Raw genomic sequence first — 15,725 nt, 5'->3', positions numbered from 1 at the left:
AGGAGGTGATGAATGAGTGAACACGAACCACCAACCCCACCGCCGTATCCCGACGGCCCTCGGCCTACTACCGAAGGCGTCAACACGTACGGCACCGACGATCCCGAACGGCAAGCCGAGATCGAAGCAGCCCGCACAGCAGCAGCCGATGAGCGGCGCGCTAACCGAGCCAAGCTGGAGCGCTACGTCAGCTACGGCCTCAACGAGGAAGACGCCAGCGCGCTCATCGAGCACGAAGACATGCTCAGGCGGCGTCGGGAATCCGCGGAGGCTGGCGAGACAGAAAGGCGGACGAACCCGCGCATCTACGTCCGCTCGCTGGTCGACTACACCGAAGGCCACGACATCGGGGACTGGATCGACGCCAGTCAAGATCTCGAGGACATCCACGCCGACATCCGCAACATTCTGTCCCGCTCCCTACACGCGCATTGGACCGGGCAGCCGGCCGAGGAGTGGGCCATCCACGACCAGGACGGCTTCGGGCAGATCACGCTCTCGGAGTATGAATCGTTGGACGTCGTCTGCGCGCTCGGCAAGGGCATCACCGAGCACGGCCTCGCCTTCGCCGCTTGGGGGGAGATTAACGACGAGCGAGATGTCTACACGCTGGCACGGTTCTCCGAGGCGTACCTCGGCGAGTACGAGAACCGCGAGGCCTACGCCGATCACATCGTCGACGAACTCAACGGCGAAGAGGAACTAGCGAAACTGCCTGAGTGGCTGCGAGACATCGTGCGCATCGACTACGAGCACATGGTCCACGAGATGGAGACCAGCGGCGACGTGCGCTTCGCCGACCACCCGGGCGGCGTCTGGGTGTTCAACGGGCGGGTGTGAACCGACCTATCGCACCTTGACAAATTGAACAGGGATGAGAGCGGGACCTGCCTACTTGTCGAGGGCTGCATGTAGCTTCAACGGCGAGACTCCGTTTGCCGACCACGCCGGCGGTGTACGGGTGTTCGATGGACGGTGGTGACCTGTCGCAGCCGAGGCAGCGACAGCAGCGGGGCGGTGGCCTCCACGTCCGAGTCGCCGCAAATGTAGCGATGCGGCCCGTGGCTGGCCACATGAAGACGCGAACCGCGAACCCCATCCGGTCCTTGGATATAAGCCCGGCCGCCGCTCCTATCGAGCCAGCGGATGAGATCTTCCACCGAGCTCTCCTCCGACTGGCCAGACGCACCTTCCCACTGAACGTGAGTGATGCCATGCAGATCGTCACGACCCTGAGCCATACGAACGGCGGTGATCGCCACCGTCGCATAACTCGCCAGGCTCATCGATCGACGCACGCTTTCGGTATCAGCCAACATTCGCATCCTGGCACTACCACCATCGAGCAGGAAGGGCTCAGAGGTCGCCTCATCGGTGCTATGCAGCCGTCCCGTCATCTCATCCGAGATGGCCGGCTGCACCAACACCGAGGAGGTACTCGCCATGAGCGAGTTCGGCAACGGTGCCCCTGGCACCTACAAGACGATCGGGGTACAGATCCCCAACGACCTGCACTCGCAGGCCAGCATGATCGCCAAGCTCGACGACATCTCCCTGCGGGATGCCTGCATCCGGGGTCTCCGGATCTACGTCGAGCAGAAGCAGGCCGAGCCGGACTTCAAGGCTCGGGTTGCCAAGGCGCTCGAGGACATCGAGCGCGAGGCCGCCGAACGGCGCGGTGCCATCGAATCGCTGTTTGGGTCCACGACTCAGGCGGCGGGCACCGCCAAGAAGACGGCGGCAGCCAAGAAGGCTGCCCCGTCACCCAAACCGGAGAGCTAACACTCCTCGGTCCACCCGTCCCACTCCCCTCATTGGGTCGAGCGGGACCCCCCTACGGGTGGGAGGCAGGAGCGCTAACGCGCCCGCCTCCCACCCACACATCCCAGAAATCTGAATAAGGGCAGGCTTGCCTGAGAATGCAAATCACGTTGTGAAATTGTCATTCTTCGTTGCTTTAGGGCAACATTCGGCGGATAATTGACACAGAAACATTTGGAGAAATTATGACACCCAACCAGCAAGAAGCTTTACCGCAAATCATTAAGAATCGCCGAGTTGAGCTTGGGCTCTCAGCGAGCGAACTCGCCCGCCGCGCCGGGGTTCAGAAGAGCACCATCTCACGTCTCGAAGCAGGCGAGCGCCAAACACCGAAGGCCGACATCCTCATGGCCATAGCGCGGGTGTTGGGCCTGAGCAACACCGACCTCTTCGTCGCCGCGGATTGGATGCCAGAAGGTGAACTGCCGAGCTTCAAGCCCTACCTACGTGCGAAATACGGCGATCTGCCCGCGGAAGAACTGGCCAAGCTAGAGGCCACATTCGCCAAAGTTGCCAAGCGACACGGCTACGACGGCAACGGACCGGCACCGGGAGAAGACGAAACCTAGCCGAGCGTTCCGCTCACACAACTATTAACCGAAAGGAGGACACCATGTACCAACAAAGCAACCACGAGGCCCGGAGCGTACTGGCGGCCCTCCGATCACTCATCCCGCAGCGAGCAACCGACTTCGAGGAAGCCAGGAAGATCGCCGAACTCCAAGCCAGCCGGCTCCTGAGCCTCTTCAGCATCACCAACGGCGCCGTCCCATCAGACATCGTCCGCTCGCTGCCGCGCATCCGCGTCGTCTACGAAGACCTACCCGTCAGCGGCACCAGCCACTGGAGTGGCACGCACTGGATCATCACACTCAACAAGGGCGAGGCGCCGGTACGTCAGCGCTTCACCCTCATGCACGAGTTCAAGCACATCATCGATCACGGCCGAGCGCATCTGCTCTACATCAGCAACAGCCGGTACTCAGCCGCCGAACAGGCCGAGCGCGCCGCCGACCATTTCGCCGGCTGCGTTCTCGTGCCGAAGCGTTTGCTCAAGAGCGCGTGGACCAGCGGCGTCCAAACGTCGTCTGCACTCGCTCGCTACTTCGACGTCTCGATCCAAGCCGTAGAAGTCCGGCTCTCCCAAACCCGACTGAGCGCCGACCGTGATGTCTCTGCCAAACCGCTCCTCGCCAAGTTTGCCCGCGGCCGACGAGCGTTCTACCAGCGACAGCTGACCACCCAAGGATCTTGCTCATGACCAGACGCGTCGCCACGGCCGGACCCCTTCCTGCGACCGTCGCAAAGACCGCGGTCCTCTATCTGCGTGTCAGCACTAAAGAGCAAGCGCAGCGCGGTGGAGAAGCCGAGGGATTCTCGATCCCCGCTCAGCGTGAAGTGAACACTCGCAAAGCCGCCAGTCTCGGCGCGAGCGTCATTGCCGAGTTCGTGGACGCGGGCGAGAGCGCCCGCTCATCGAAGCGGCCCAAGCTCCAGCTGATGCTGGAGTACATCCGCGAACACCACGTTGACTATGTGATCGTCCACAAGGTCGACCGATTGGCGCGCAATCGGGCAGACGACGTCGAGATCAGCCTGGCTCTGAGGGCGGCCGGTGCCCAGCTGGTGTCGGCGACAGAGAACATCGACGAAACGCCGAGCGGCATGCTGCTCCACGGCGTCATGAGTGCGATCGCTGAGTTCTACTCACTCAACCTGGCCAACGAGTCACGCAAGGGCATGCTGCAGAAGGCCAAAGCAGGTGGCACCCCAGGCATGGCCCCCTTCGGCTACCTCAACGTACGCAAACGGACCGACGATGGTCATGAGATCCGCACCGTTGAAGTCGATGCCGAACGGGCGGTCATCGTCCAAGAGCTCTTCGAGCGCTATGCCACCGGCGACTGGACGGAGGCGATGCTTCGCGAGGATCTGAAGGCGCGAGGCGTGACCACGGTGCCTCGGCCGACGAAGCCGGCCGCTCCATTGGCGACATCTCAGATCAACGCCATCCTGAGGAACCGGTACTACATCGGCATCGTCAAGTTCGACGGCATCGAGTTTGAGGGCAACCACACCAAGCTCATTGACGACCGCTTGTTTCAGCAAGTACAGGACGTCCGGGCCGGACGGGTACAGAGCCGGGAGAAGCCACGGGTCCACGTCCACTACCTCAAGGGTTCGATCTTCTGCTCCCGTTGTGGCGAGCCATTCAGCTTCGCCGTCTCCCGTAACCACCAAGGCAAGCTCTACGACTACATGTTCTGCCTCGGACGCCAAAGCCTGAAGAACGGTTGCGACCAGCGCGCCATACCCGCCGAGCTGGCCGAGGAACTAGTCGAAGCCCACTGGTGCACCATCACCCTCAACGAACGGATCGCCGAGGCCATCCGCGCTGCCATCTGGGAACACGTACAAGTCGTCATGCCACTCCGAACGCAAGAGGTCGCTACCGCACAGGCCCACCTCGACCGCTTGGACGATCAGAGCAGGAAGCTGCTCCAGGCCCACTACAGCGACGCGATCACGCTCGACATGCTCCGTGAGGAACAGACCCGCATCGCGAACGAGCGGGCACAGGCAAAGCGCACTCTGGACATCCAGACCACAACCGCTGAAGGCATGGAGCGACAACTTCGTTACTGGGTGTCATTCATCACCCACGCTGACCGCCACTACCGAGCCGGGGACAAGGTCGTCCGACGGCAGCTCAATCAGGGCATCTTCGAGAAGATCTGGCTCGACGAAGATGAGGTCGTCGGCAGCGATCTCACCCCCGCGTACCGGCGCATGCTTGCAGACGATCTGCAGAGCGAACTTGCCCACGACCGAGCGCGGGCCGAACGGCAACATCGCAAGGGACGAGATCTCTACGCCGTACCGGATCCGGCCCCAGAGCCGCCGACGGACGACCTAACGGCCCCGAGGGACCTGCCACGACGTGACCGACGCCACACCACGATCGCGCCCCTCAACCGGTATCTACGCCGTGAGAGACCGCGCGGCGTCCTGGACTGGGAACGAAAGAACCCCGGTCCATCAAAGGACCGGGGTTCTAACAATTACTTCTTGGTAGCGGGGGCAGGATTTGAACCTGCGACCTCTGGGTTATGAGCCCAGCGAGCTACCGAGCTGCTCCACCCCGCGCCGTTGTGTCTTTAGTTTAGAGGATCGGAGCTGAGCAACCAAATCGGTTCCCGGTGCGGCGAAAAGGGTGTGTCGAGGGCGGGTCGGGCGGCGTACCGTCCGGGTATGTCCAGAGACGTCATCCGCCCGTTCGACGCGGCGGATCTGCCGGCAGCGGCTCGTCTGCTCGCGCAGCGGCATCAGGAGCACCGCAAGCGGCACCCGCTGCTCCCAGCGGACTACGAGGACGAGCGGCTCGCTCTTGTCGAGGTGACTGCGGTCTGGGAGAGCGAGGCCGCCTCAGGCGCGGTGCTGATCGAGAGCGGCGAAGTCACCGGCTACTTGCTGGCGGCACCGAAGCAGTCGCCCGTGTGGGGCCCCAACATCTGGGTCGAGGCAGCCGGTCACGCCGTACGGGAGCCGGAGCACATCCGTGACCTGTACGCCGCTGCCGCAAGCAAGTGGGTCGACGACGGCCGCATCGCGCACTACGTGCTCGTGCCCGACGACGCTGCGCTGGTCGACGCGTGGTTCCGGCTGGCCTTCGGTTCACAGCATGCCCACGGCATCCGGCCCGCGCCGACCACACCGGTTGACGCGCCGCGGACCGGTCTCGTCGTACGGCGTGCAGCTCGCGAGGACATCGCAGTACTCGCGGAGCTCGATCTGGCACTGCCGCAGCACCAGGCGAAGTCGCCGGTGTTCTCGTCCGGGCACCTGCCGACTCTCGAGGAGGCACTGGCCGACTGGGAGGAGTCGTTCGACGACCCGGACTACGCGACCTTTGTTGCCGAGCACAACGGTCAGGTGATCGGCTCGTCGATCGGGTGCTCGTTGGACAAGTCGAGCGCGCACAGTGGGCTCGCTCGGCCGGACAATGCCGGGTTTTTAGGATTTGCTGCCGTTCTGCCAGCGGCGCGCGGGCTCGGAGCCGGCCGTGCGCTGGGTGAGGCTGTGCTGCAGTGGTCGGCGGACACCGGGTACACGTCGGTGGTGACGGATTGGCGGGTGACGAACCTGTTGTCGTCGCGCACCTGGCCTCGACTCGGGTTCGAGCAGACGTTCCACCGGCTGCACCGGATGATCGGGCACTGAGTTCTCCACAGGCTCGAAGTCGCCGGTCGAAACGGGGGCCGATCGCTGCATCTTCTTGGGCAAGAACGACGCCGCGCAGCAGGCGCGGCGTCGCGATTCCCAGGAGGCAGCCATGTCGCGTTCGTCCCTTCTTTCCCGGGTCGCGCCGTCCGCCCGTCGTATCGTGATCGGGAGTGTGGCCACGCTGGCCGTGCTCGGAGTCTCGACGACCGTCCCGGCCACGGCGAGCCCGCTCGCACCGCCGAGTCAGCGGTCGGCGGCGCTTCCTTCGATCGAGCAGAGGGCAGGCACCTTGGACGGCTTCGTGATCGAGAATCTTCCCGACGGCATCGGCACACCGAGCGATTTCGAGTACGAGTGGGAGGACGTCTCCTTCCACAGCCGAGTCTGGGAGAGCGGACCGGATCCCGAGGGCGCTTTCAAGGTCGACCTGACCGTGAAGACGCTCCGCGGTGCGAAGCTGACCGACCTCGAGGCCCTGAAGAACTTCCTGGTCGAGTACGAGGAGCGGGATCCGGACAACTGGCGGCTCACCGAGGTCAAGGTCGGAGGGTACGACGGTCTGTTCGCCGACGACGAGGTGTTCTACTTCATCGCCCCGGGGGTGGCCGCCGAGGTGACGGCGGACGCCGCGCGGTTCAGCGACATGGACCTGCTGGACACCGCGGCAGGTTTCCATCCGGAGCCGACCACCTGACCGAACGGAGCGGGCGGCGACCCCGACTGTGTGTCGGTGTCGCCGCCCGGGCCTCGATGCAGGTTGTCGCTAGCCGGTCGGTGAGGTCGGCGGGCTCGACGGTGGCGTCGACGGCGGAGCGCTGGAAGGCGTCCCGCTGGGCTTGGTCGTCGGCGTGGTCGTCGGGTTCGTCGCCGTGGCGCCGGCAGCCAGGGCTCGGTCGAGCGCTGCCTTCATCTTGTTGACGTTGGCCTGGTAGGCGGCGAGGTCCTGCCGCTTGAGGGCGTCCTGGGCCGCCGAGTACGCGGCTTGCGCTTCGATCAGAGCCTGTCGAACCGTCGGGTTCTGCTGATTGACCGGTGGCTTCGTCGTTCCGCCCGGCTGCTCACCGGTGTTGACGCTGGTGTTGAAGACCTTGGTCAAGGCCTCCTGCAACGTGCCGCCGTAGGCGACCCCGTCACCGAAAGACACCAGGACGTACCGAAGCACGGGATAGCTACCAGGTCCACTGGTCCGCACCGAGTAGACCGGCTGCACGTAGAGCAGACCACCACCGAGCGGCAACGTGAGCAGGTTGCCGTACTGCGCTCTCGCGCCGCTGCTCGGCTGGTTGATCGGCAGCAAGGCTGTTCTGATGCCTTCGTCGGTCTGGAACTTGTTGTAGACCTGCCCCGGCCCCGGGATCTGCAGGTTGGCCGGCAAGCGCAGTATTCGGAACTTGCCGTAGTCCGGTGAGGTCGCCTCCGAGTCCACGGCCATGAAGGCAGTGAGGTTCTCCCGTTCGGCGTTCGGTACGTAGACCGACGTCAGCGAGAACCTCGGCTCCGTCTGATCAGGCATCCGCAACGAGAGGTAGAAGGGAGGCTGGGAGACATGCGCCGACGCGTCGCTGCCGGCGGCCGACTGGGTCGGGTCGTCCGGCACTCGCCACAGGTCGCTGTTCTGGTACCAGGTGCCGGAGTCCGTCACGTGGTACTTCGCCAGCAGGTCGCGCTGGACCTTGAACATGTCCTCCGGGTACCGCAGGTGGGACATCAGCGCCGGCGAGATGTCGGAGCGCGGCTTGACCGTGCCGGGGAAGGCCTTCATCCAGGTCTTCAGCACGGGATCGCTCTCGTCCCACGCGTACAGCTCGACCGAGCCGTCGTACGCGTTCACGACGGCCTTCACCGAGTTGCGGATGTAGTTGATCTTCTCGCTCGGCTGCTGCGCGATGGTCCCGCGGCCGGTGGTGGTATCCCGGGTGCTCTCGTCCAGCGCGACCTTCTCGGAGTACGGGTAGTTGTCCGAGGTGGTGTAGCCGTCGACGATCCAGACCACCTGGCCGTCGACGATCGCCGGGTACGGGTCGCCGTCCGGCGTCAGCCAGGGCGCCGCCTTCTCCACCCGCTCGCGCGGGCTGCGGTCGTAGAGGATCTTCGAGTCCGCGTTCACCCGGCTGGACAGCAGGATGTTCGCGTCCCGGAACTTCGTTGCGTAGAGCAACCGGTTCGCGAACGAACCGACCTGGACACCGCCCTTGCCCTCGTAGGTGTTCAGCGTCGGGTCGCCACCGGTCCGGCCTTCCGGGGTGTCCAGCTCGACCGGCTGGTTGCCCTTCGGAGCGCCGACGATCGAGTAGTCCGGGGACTGCTCGCCGAAGTAGATCCGCGGCTCGTAGTCACCGAGCTGGCCGGTCGGCGGCAGGTCCTTCTCGGTCCAGACCGGCGTACCGTCGGTGGCTCGCTGGTTGCCGTTCGCGGCCACCACGCCGTAGCCGTGGGTGTAGACGGTGTGGTCGTTGTTCCAGTTGCGCTGACCGGCCGGCAGCCGGTCGACCTGGACCTCGCGGACCGCGATCACGGTGTCGTTGATCTTGTCGCCGACCTTGTACCGGTCCACGTCGAGATCGGTGGGGAACGAGTAGTACCCACGGACCTGCTGCAGCTGCTCGAAGGTCGGTCCGACCACGCTCGGGTCGATCAGCCGGATCCCCGGCAGCACCTCGGTGTCCTGCAGCAGCTCAGACGGCGTCGCCGTCGTCTTGGCCTGGTAGTTGGTGACCTCGGTGCCCTCGAGCCCGTACGCCTGGCGGGTCGCCTCGATGTTCTTGGTGATGTACGGGCCCTCACGCACCGGCTCGCTCGGCCGTACGCGCAACTGCTGGAGCGCGGCCGGCCACAACGCGCCGAGAAGGATTGCCGACAGGATCAGCACGACCGTGCCGACACCGGGCAGCAGCCACGTGCGACGCACCACGTTCGCGAAGAACAGGCATGCGCACAGCACCGCGATGACGGCCAGGATCTCCTTGCTCGGGAGGACCGCGTTGTCACCGGTGTAGGAGATACCGGTGAACAGCCGACTGTCCGATGTCGTCAGGCCGAAGCGGTCCAGCCAGTAGCTGAAGGCCTTCAGCAGGACCAGCAGACCAAGCAGCACGGAGAACTGCACCTGCGCCGCGCCGGAGGCCTTCTGCCCCTTCGCGGACGGGCGGAAGCCGCCGTACAGATAGTGAGTGATGATCGCGGCGACGAGCGACAGCAGCACGATCGAGTAGCCGAAGCCGAGCAGCACGCGCAGCCACGGGTAGTCGAAGACGAAGAACGCGATGTCCTTGTTGAAGTGCTTGTCGGTGACGCCGAAGGGGGTCCGGTTCCGCCAGGCGAGGAAGACCTTCCACTCCCCCGACGCGGCCGAGCCGCCGAAGACCAGCATCAAGGTCGCGACCACACCGATGACGATCTTGCCGCGCTGCTGCAGCAGCTCGCCGTACCGCTCGAAGCCCGGGCTGGGCGACGGGGCGAGCGCGACCCGCGGCCGGGTGCGGTAGGCGACGATGACGTTCGCGACGACCGCGGCGGCCATCAGCAGGCCGACGATCAGGAACAGCAAGACCCGGGTGCCGAGCACCGTGCTGAAGACGGAACCGAGGTCGACCGAGCGGTACCAGAGCCGCTGCGTCCAGACGTCGGTGAAGACGCTGAAGAGGATGAGCAGGACGATCAGGGTGACGATCGTCGGCAGCAGCGCCCGGGGACGCCCGCCTGTTCGCCGCGTCCTCCGCGGCTCCTCGGGCATGTCGTAGACGCCGTCGCTCATGATCGCTTCTCCTCGTCGTCACTCATGCCGTCGACCCCAGGACCTTCGCCCGGCCGGCTGCCGGCCGAAGGTTCGAATGTCAAAGACAGTACTTCGCACAGCGTGGGGACCAAGTCCGTGCCGGTCAGGACCGCACTGTCTTCGTCGTGGGCGCGGAGCCGGACGGCGCCGAACCGGTCGCCTTCGCGGAGGACGGCGGCGACCATCCGGACCTCGTGCCGGCGCGGGTCGCTGCCCGCCATCCGGGCCAGGTCGGCGTCGGACTCGACGCTGGAGAGTCCGGCCTCGGCCGAGGCCGGGAGCACAATCCGCTCGATCGCGAGGGCGCATCCGCTGACACCGTCGGGCCACTCGATCTGGGCGAGCGCGTCGGCCAGGTTCTCGTCCTCGAGCCCGCCGGGCAGTTCGCCCTGCGCGACCGGGGTCAGCGGCTGGGAGGCGTCCTCGGCGCCGAGCTCGGCGGCAAGCTGGGGTTCGGCGCGCAGCAGCTCCGCGGTGGGGACCAGCGCGAACAGCTGTGCGGGCTGGTCCCAGCCCGAGCTGCTCACGTGCTTCTCGATCTCGATCACCGCGCGGCTGAGCGCGTCAGGAGGCAGCGTGCCTACGAGGTCCATGCCGGCAGATCTCCCCTTCGAGTGGCCGGTGCGTACAGCTGGCCGTTCAGGTGGTGGCGATTCAGGTGGCCGTTCGAGCGGCCGCTCAGGTGGCGGAGCTGGTCGTTCGGGTGGCGGAGCTGGTGGTTCAGGTGGGTCAGGATGCGCACTTGGGGACATCTCCCTTGCCGGTGGAGACGGCCTGCAAGGCGCTGATCGCTTCCTTCAGCGTGGTGATCTTGACCAGCTGGATGCCTTTGACGTCGGCGTGCAGCGCTGCCTGGCAGTTCGGCGCCGGGACCAGGAACACGGTGGCGCCGTCGTTCTTGGCGCCGGCGATCTTCTGCTGGATACCGCCGATCGCGCCGACCTGACCGAGCGCGTCGATCGTGCCGGTGCCGGCGACGTGCTTGCCGGCCAGCAGAGCGCCCGGCGTCAGCTTGTCGTAGATCGCGAGCGCGAACGCCGTCCCCGCGCTCGGGCCGCCGATGTCCTGGCCGAGGTTGACGGTCACCTTGACCTGCGAGTCGACACCGATGGTGATGCCAACCATCGGCCGGGTCGCGTCACCCGGCGTCGCGGCCGTCTTCAGCTGTACGGTCTGCTCGGCGCCGCCGCGGCGAATCAGGAAAACCACGTTCTGGCCGACCTTGTGCTTGCGGACGAAGTCACCGACCTGCGGGACCTGCGTCACCGTGTGGCCGTCGACCGCGAGCACGATGTCGCCGGCCTTCAGCTTGCCGTCGGCCGGTGTGCCCTTCCCCACAGTGGACACCTTCGTGTGGAACGGGACGTTCGCCGCCTGCAGCGCCGCCGCGACCGCGCTGTCCTGGGATCCGGTCATCTCCGCGGTGTTCTGCTGCTCGACCTCGTCAGCGCTCTGGTCGGGCGGGTAGATGATGTCGCGCGGGAAGAGGTCGTGGTGCGGGTCCAGCCAGTTGCGCATCGCCTGCGGCAGCGTCAGCTCACGGTCGGGCGACGTCACGGACACGGTGGTCAGGTCGAGCTGGCCGGAGGTCGGGAACGTGTCGTGCCCGCTGATCTCGATGACCGGCTTGTTACGCGACGTGCCGAGGGTGTCCTTCACCGGCCCGGGGCTGAACGAGACGAACGGCACCGGGAACGCGGTGACCAGTCCGAGCGAGACGACAAGCACGACGATCGAGGCGACCAATGTGGCGGTACGACGTGTCACGAACCCTGCCCTGCGATCTTGGTGGAGCCGGAGTTGGAGGCGCGAGCCGATGGAGAGGCCGGCTGATGGGTACGACGACCCAGACGGCGGCGACGTTCCGGAGTGGCCCGCGGGCCGGGCGCGGCGAGCGCGGCGTTGAAGCGGCGGAAGTCCTCCACCGAGGCGAAGGCGCCGCCGGACCGAGGCCGCTCACGGCTGCGCCACCCGCGCCACCCCGCCCAGCACATTGCGAGCACGGTGGCGATCACGGGGAACGCCAGCCACGCCAGGACCTTCATCCGGACACCTTCATGCGCCCAGAGTACGGGTCAGTGAGCGCCGACCCACTCGCTGCCACCATCGCTGAAGTGCTGGTGTTTCCAAATCGGGACCTCGGCCTTGAGCTCGTCGATCAGCCGCCGGCACGCCGCGAACGCGACGTCGCGGTGCGACGCGGCCACCGCGACGATCACCGCGGCGTCGCCGATCTCCAGGTCGCCGACCCGGTGCACGGCAGCCAGGGCGGTCACCTGCGGGTCGTCGCAGATCCGCAGCGCCACCTTCCGCAGGTGCTCGAGCGCATCCGGGTGCGCCTCGTAGCTCAGCTGGTCGACGGGTTTGTCCTGATCGTGATTGCGCACAGTCCCGATGAAAAGCGCAGTACCGCCGGCCGTCGGGTCGGAGACCGCGGCCAGCACCTCGTCGCTGGACAGGGCTTCCGCCCGAATGTCCAGCAGCCTGATCGCGTCGCTCATCCGTCCCTCATTCCGGCCCGCCCCCACACCAGTTCCCGCACCACATCACTGCCTCATCACTGCCTCGCCCCACAATTCTCCCTCTTCGTCCGCCCCGAGCACACATCCCCTCCCCTTTCCGGACCGATACCGACCTGTCTCGCCGTACCCGGAACGCTGCGGTGGGTGATGTCGCGCCGGCCGCCGAAGACTGTTGCCTTGCTCACCTACCCGGTTTCGGCGGCAATGCGTTCGCCGGGGGAGGAACCGGCCGGGGTAACCAGTACGTTGGAGTTGTACGCCCCACCCGCACAGGAAGGCCCTCCGATGAGCGACGAACCGGACATCCCGGACAACCCGTTCAAGGGAACGCCGTTCGAGGCCATGTTCCAGCAGTTCTCCGGTGCGGCCGGCACGGGCGGCGCCCCGGACCTGAACGCGATCTTCGCGCAGGTCCAGCAGCTGCTCAGCGGTTCCACCGACGGCAAGCCGGTGAACTGGGACCTGGCCAAGGACATCGCCCGCAAGACCGTGGCCGCCGCCGGCGACCGCTCGATGACGCCGACCGACGGCGACCGGGTCGCGGATGCCGTGCGCCTGGCCGAGCACTGGCTCGACGAGGCGACCACGCTGCCCGAGGTGTCCGCGACGTCCGCGGCCTGGAGCCGCGCGGAGTGGGTCGAGAACACGCTTCCGGTCTGGCAGACGATCGTCGACCCGGTCGCCGAGCACGTTGCCGGCGCGATGGGGAACGCGCTGCCCGCCGAGGCGCAGCAGTTCGCGGGGCCGATGGCGGGCATGCTGCGGCAGCTTGGCGGTTCCGTGTTCGGGGCGCAGGTCGGTCAGGCGCTCGGTGAGCTGGCTGGGGAGGTCGTGAGCTCGTCCGACATCGGGCTGCCGCTCGGGCCGACCGGGCAGGCGATCCTGGTGCCGGACAACGTGGCGAAGTTCGCCGAGGGTCTCGGGCTGACCGACGAGGACGTCCGGCTGTACCTGGCGCTGCGCGAAGTGGCGCACCAGCGGCTGTACGCCGGGGTTCCGTGGCTGCGGCAGCACCTGCTGGCCGCGGTCGCCGACTACGCGGCCGGGATCGAGGTCGACACCGGCAAGATCGAGCGCGCGATGGCCGACATCGACCCGCAGAACCCGGAAGCCATGCAGGAGGCGCTGGCCGGCGGGTTGTTCGAGCCCGAGGACTCGGAGCAGCAGAAGGCCGCGCTGACGCGGCTCGAGACCACTCTGGCCTTGGTCGAGGGCTGGGTCGACGACGTCGTCCGCGAAGCCACGAAGGACCGGATGCCGGCTGCCGCCCAACTCTCCGAGACGGTACGCCGCCGCCGCGCGGCCGGCGGGCCCGCTGAGCAGACCTTCGCGACCTTGGTCGGCCTGCAGCTTCGCCCCCGTCGTCTCCGCGACGCGGCGAATCTGTGGGCGGCAGTCCGGGACGCCCGGGGTACCGAGGGCCGGGACAAGCTCTGGTCGCACCCCGACCTGATGCCAAGCACCTCCGACCTGGACGACCCCATCGGCTTCGCCCAACACGCCGGCGAGCTCTCCGACATCGACATCACCGACTTCCTCACCGACGAGGATCAGCCTCCGCGCGAGGACGACTCCACGGACGACCCCAAGGACGACCCGAAGTAGGCCCACCTCGGGCTCCGCGGCACTGGGTGGTGGAGACTTGCCCGGTGCTCCACGGTGATGCGGTAACGACGCTCGAGAACTGGACTGCGCCCGATGCTGAGCAGGAAGAACTGCGACAGCACTACCTCCGGCATCTGGCACAGCACCCGGACGGCATGTGGCGATCCTGCCGCCCTGAGCACGTGACGGCGAGTGCGCTGGTGGTGGACGCAGCCGGCGCGAACGTGCTCCTGACGTTGCACAAGACGATCGGCCGCTGGCTCCAACTGGGCGGCCATTGCGAGCCCACCGACACAACACTGTCCGGCGCCGCACTCCGCGAATCCACCGAGGAGTCAGGCCTGACCGACCTGACGATCGCTCCCGCTCCCCTACAACTCTCCCGCCACCTCATCGAGTCCGGCGGCTGCGCGGGCGCGTACCACCTGGACGTCCAGTTCCTGGTGACAGCCACTGCAAACACGCAGTACGTAGTAAGCGAAGAGTCCCACGCCCTCGCCTGGTTCCCCCTCACCGCACTACCGCAAGCCCCAGACCCCACACTCACCAAACTCGCAACCCGAGCCCACCAACACCTACAAACCAACTGAGTTGGTGGGCCGGCCCCTCGCCGACCCACCAACTCACAGCAGAGCCATTCCATCCCCCACCCCACTGCCCCCGGTCCTGCGATCCCCCGTAAACCTCCGCCGCACTGCAGACCCCCGTGGCTCTGTGGTGCTGCGGCGTCCCCTGCATTCCCGTCGTACTGCGGGTACGCGTGTGTGTCCCCGTCGTGCGTCGGGCCCCCGTTGTGCTGCGTTGGCCTTCGTGCGTCGCCGCCGTGAGGCGGATTCCCCGTGTGGTGACGTGGGTGTTTGTCCCCCGTGGTGGTGTTGCTCTACTCGTCCCCCGAGTAGTCCCCCGTGGTGCGATCTCCGTGCGTTCCCCGTCCCCCCGTGCCGCATCCCCCCGATGCGGCCGGTGGGGGTGGCTGATGTCGGGTACCGCCCCTGAACGGCATCGGCCATCAGCTGGGCTTCCCCCGAAGTCCCCGCTGCATGGAAAACGAGCCACCGGCGCGAAGGTGACGCGGTGAGCTGAAGTATTTTCGGGGGTCAGGATTTCGGCTCGATCAGGCCTCTCTGGAGTGCCGTCATGATCGCCTGCGCCCGGTTCGAGACCTCGAGCTTCTCGTACAAACGCTCGACGTACGTCTTGGCCGTCGAGATGCTGACCGACAACGCCACCGCGATCGCACGTACCGACAGCCCCTGACCCAGGAGCTCCAGCACCTGCGCCTCGCGTGGGCTCAGCAACGCCTGGGTCGTCGTCGCGCGTCGCGCCATCGCCGGCGCCAGGCCGGTCGCGGTGAACGAGGTCGGCGCCACCGCCGCGTGCCGGATCGCCGCCAGGATCTCGTCGGTCGGAGCGGTCTTCGCGACAAAGGCCGAGACCCCCGATTCGAGCGCCTCGAAGAGCAGACTGTCCTGGCCGTCCGGTGCCAGCAGGACGATGCCGAGCTCCGCGAACCGGTCCCGGAGCTCGCGGGCGACCCGCAGACCGTCGAGGTCGGGCGGAGTGACGTCGAGGACCACGACGCTCGCGCGCGTGGTCAGCACCATGCCGATCGCCTCGGCGCGTTGGCCGCTGTCGCCGGCCAGTTCGAGGTCGGTTTCGCGGTCCACCAGCCCGGCCAGGCCGTACCGGACCAGTGTGTGATCGTCGATGACGACGACCCTGACGCAATCGTTCATGGCTCCCCCCGCGGACCAAACTACGCAGCGTGATGCTGTTGC

Annotated in this window: 17 protein-coding genes, 1 tRNA gene and 1 pseudogene; 9 read left to right on the top strand and 10 right to left on the bottom strand. The window is 66.6% G+C overall.

The genetic code is table 11. From position 1 onward, the window contains the following. Positions 1–12 precede the first annotated feature (12 nt). The gene (locus AB0E69_RS23355) at positions 13–840 is read left to right on the top strand and encodes an antirestriction protein ArdA (RefSeq protein ID WP_360149594.1); all 828 of its coding nucleotides are present in this window, start codon (positions 13–15) and stop codon (positions 838–840) included. Positions 841–917: 77 nt separating this feature from the next. Here the strand turns inward: AB0E69_RS23355 and AB0E69_RS23350 are convergent, their stop codons facing one another. Further along, the gene (locus tag AB0E69_RS23350) at positions 918–1,445 is read right to left on the bottom strand and encodes a hypothetical protein (RefSeq protein WP_360149591.1); all 528 of its coding nucleotides are present in this window, start codon (positions 1,443–1,445) and stop codon (positions 918–920) included. Between AB0E69_RS23350 and AB0E69_RS23345 the strand changes: the two genes are divergently transcribed. From AB0E69_RS23345 to AB0E69_RS23330, 4 genes and pseudogenes are all read left to right on the top strand, one after another. Further along, positions 1,444–1,782: a hypothetical protein gene (locus AB0E69_RS23345; protein WP_360149589.1), complete on the top strand. Its 339-nt coding sequence runs from the start codon at positions 1,444–1,446 to the stop codon at positions 1,780–1,782. The two genes, AB0E69_RS23350 and AB0E69_RS23345, sit on opposite strands and share 2 nt — an antisense overlap. 224 nt (positions 1,783–2,006) lie before the next feature. After that, a complete protein-coding gene (locus tag AB0E69_RS23340; RefSeq protein WP_360149586.1) occupies positions 2,007–2,390 on the top strand; it encodes a helix-turn-helix transcriptional regulator in 384 nt (127 codons plus the stop codon). Positions 2,391–2,434: 44 nt separating this feature from the next. Further along, positions 2,435–3,082, top strand: a complete 648-nt coding sequence (locus AB0E69_RS23335) for an ImmA/IrrE family metallo-endopeptidase (RefSeq protein ID WP_360149583.1) — start codon at positions 2,435–2,437, stop codon at positions 3,080–3,082. Then, positions 3,079–4,113, top strand: a pseudogene (locus tag AB0E69_RS23330) (recombinase family protein); the annotation flags it as partial. The gene AB0E69_RS23335 and the pseudogene AB0E69_RS23330, both read left to right, overlap by 4 nt. A gap of 357 nt (positions 4,114–4,470) precedes the next feature. Here AB0E69_RS23330 and AB0E69_RS23325 read toward each other — a convergent pair. Together AB0E69_RS23325 and AB0E69_RS23320 are read right to left on the bottom strand one after the other, a co-directional pair. Continuing rightward, entirely contained in the window at positions 4,471–4,674 is a 204-nt protein-coding gene (locus tag AB0E69_RS23325) for a hypothetical protein (RefSeq protein ID WP_360149580.1), read from the bottom strand. A gap of 217 nt (positions 4,675–4,891) precedes the next feature. Next, a tRNA-Met gene (locus AB0E69_RS23320) sits at positions 4,892–4,968 on the bottom strand. Positions 4,969–5,073: 105 nt separating this feature from the next. On the opposite strand from AB0E69_RS23320, the gene AB0E69_RS23315 reads away from it, so the two are divergent. Beyond that, the gene (locus AB0E69_RS23315) at positions 5,074–6,042 is read left to right on the top strand and encodes a GNAT family N-acetyltransferase (protein WP_360149577.1); all 969 of its coding nucleotides are present in this window, start codon (positions 5,074–5,076) and stop codon (positions 6,040–6,042) included. Between the two features lie 112 nt (positions 6,043–6,154). Further along, entirely contained in the window at positions 6,155–6,739 is a 585-nt protein-coding gene (locus tag AB0E69_RS23310) for a hypothetical protein (protein WP_360149574.1), read from the top strand. Positions 6,740–6,808: 69 nt separating this feature from the next. Here the strand turns inward: AB0E69_RS23310 and AB0E69_RS23305 are convergent, their stop codons facing one another. The 6 genes from AB0E69_RS23305 to AB0E69_RS23280 are packed head-to-tail and all read right to left on the bottom strand — an operon-like array spanning position 6,809 to position 12,321. Beyond that, entirely contained in the window at positions 6,809–9,799 is a 2,991-nt protein-coding gene (locus AB0E69_RS23305) for a UPF0182 family protein (protein ID WP_360149571.1), read from the bottom strand. Further along, positions 9,796–10,413: a PPA1309 family protein gene (locus AB0E69_RS23300; RefSeq protein ID WP_360149568.1), complete on the bottom strand. Its 618-nt coding sequence runs from the start codon at positions 10,411–10,413 to the stop codon at positions 9,796–9,798. The genes AB0E69_RS23305 and AB0E69_RS23300 overlap by 4 nt, the downstream gene beginning before the upstream one ends. After that, positions 10,401–10,562: a hypothetical protein gene (locus tag AB0E69_RS23295; RefSeq protein ID WP_360149565.1), complete on the bottom strand. Its 162-nt coding sequence runs from the start codon at positions 10,560–10,562 to the stop codon at positions 10,401–10,403. Before AB0E69_RS23295 ends, AB0E69_RS23300 begins: the two co-directional genes overlap by 13 nt. Further along, positions 10,550–11,587, bottom strand: coding sequence for a PDZ domain-containing protein (locus AB0E69_RS23290; protein ID WP_360149563.1), 1,038 nt, complete (start codon positions 11,585–11,587; stop codon positions 10,550–10,552). The genes AB0E69_RS23295 and AB0E69_RS23290 overlap by 13 nt, the downstream gene beginning before the upstream one ends. Further along, positions 11,584–11,865, bottom strand: coding sequence for a hypothetical protein (locus AB0E69_RS23285; protein WP_360149560.1), 282 nt, complete (start codon positions 11,863–11,865; stop codon positions 11,584–11,586). The genes AB0E69_RS23290 and AB0E69_RS23285 overlap by 4 nt, the downstream gene beginning before the upstream one ends. Positions 11,866–11,895: 30 nt before the next feature. Continuing rightward, entirely contained in the window at positions 11,896–12,321 is a 426-nt protein-coding gene (locus tag AB0E69_RS23280; RefSeq protein ID WP_360149557.1) for a molybdenum cofactor biosynthesis protein MoaE, read from the bottom strand. A gap of 306 nt (positions 12,322–12,627) precedes the next feature. Here AB0E69_RS23280 and AB0E69_RS23275 point away from each other — a divergent pair, with 306 nt between their 5' ends. Then, positions 12,628–13,947 (top strand): zinc-dependent metalloprotease, encoded by a 1,320-nt coding sequence (locus AB0E69_RS23275; RefSeq protein WP_360149554.1) that lies wholly within the window; start codon positions 12,628–12,630, stop codon positions 13,945–13,947. A gap of 44 nt (positions 13,948–13,991) precedes the next feature. Beyond that, positions 13,992–14,537: an NUDIX domain-containing protein gene (locus AB0E69_RS23270; protein ID WP_360149551.1), complete on the top strand. Its 546-nt coding sequence runs from the start codon at positions 13,992–13,994 to the stop codon at positions 14,535–14,537. 507 nt (positions 14,538–15,044) lie between these two features. Here the strand turns inward: AB0E69_RS23270 and AB0E69_RS23265 are convergent. Beyond that, positions 15,045–15,683 carry a response regulator transcription factor gene (locus tag AB0E69_RS23265; protein WP_360149548.1) on the bottom strand — a complete coding sequence of 213 codons (639 nt, stop codon included), beginning with the start codon at positions 15,681–15,683 and terminating at the stop codon, positions 15,045–15,047. Positions 15,684–15,725: the final 42 nt, after the last annotated feature.

This window comes from Kribbella sp. NPDC026611 (assembly GCF_040638345.1).
GTDB lineage: Bacteria > Actinomycetota > Actinomycetes > Propionibacteriales > Kribbellaceae > Kribbella.
This window is presented reverse-complemented; position numbering and strand designations above follow the sequence as displayed.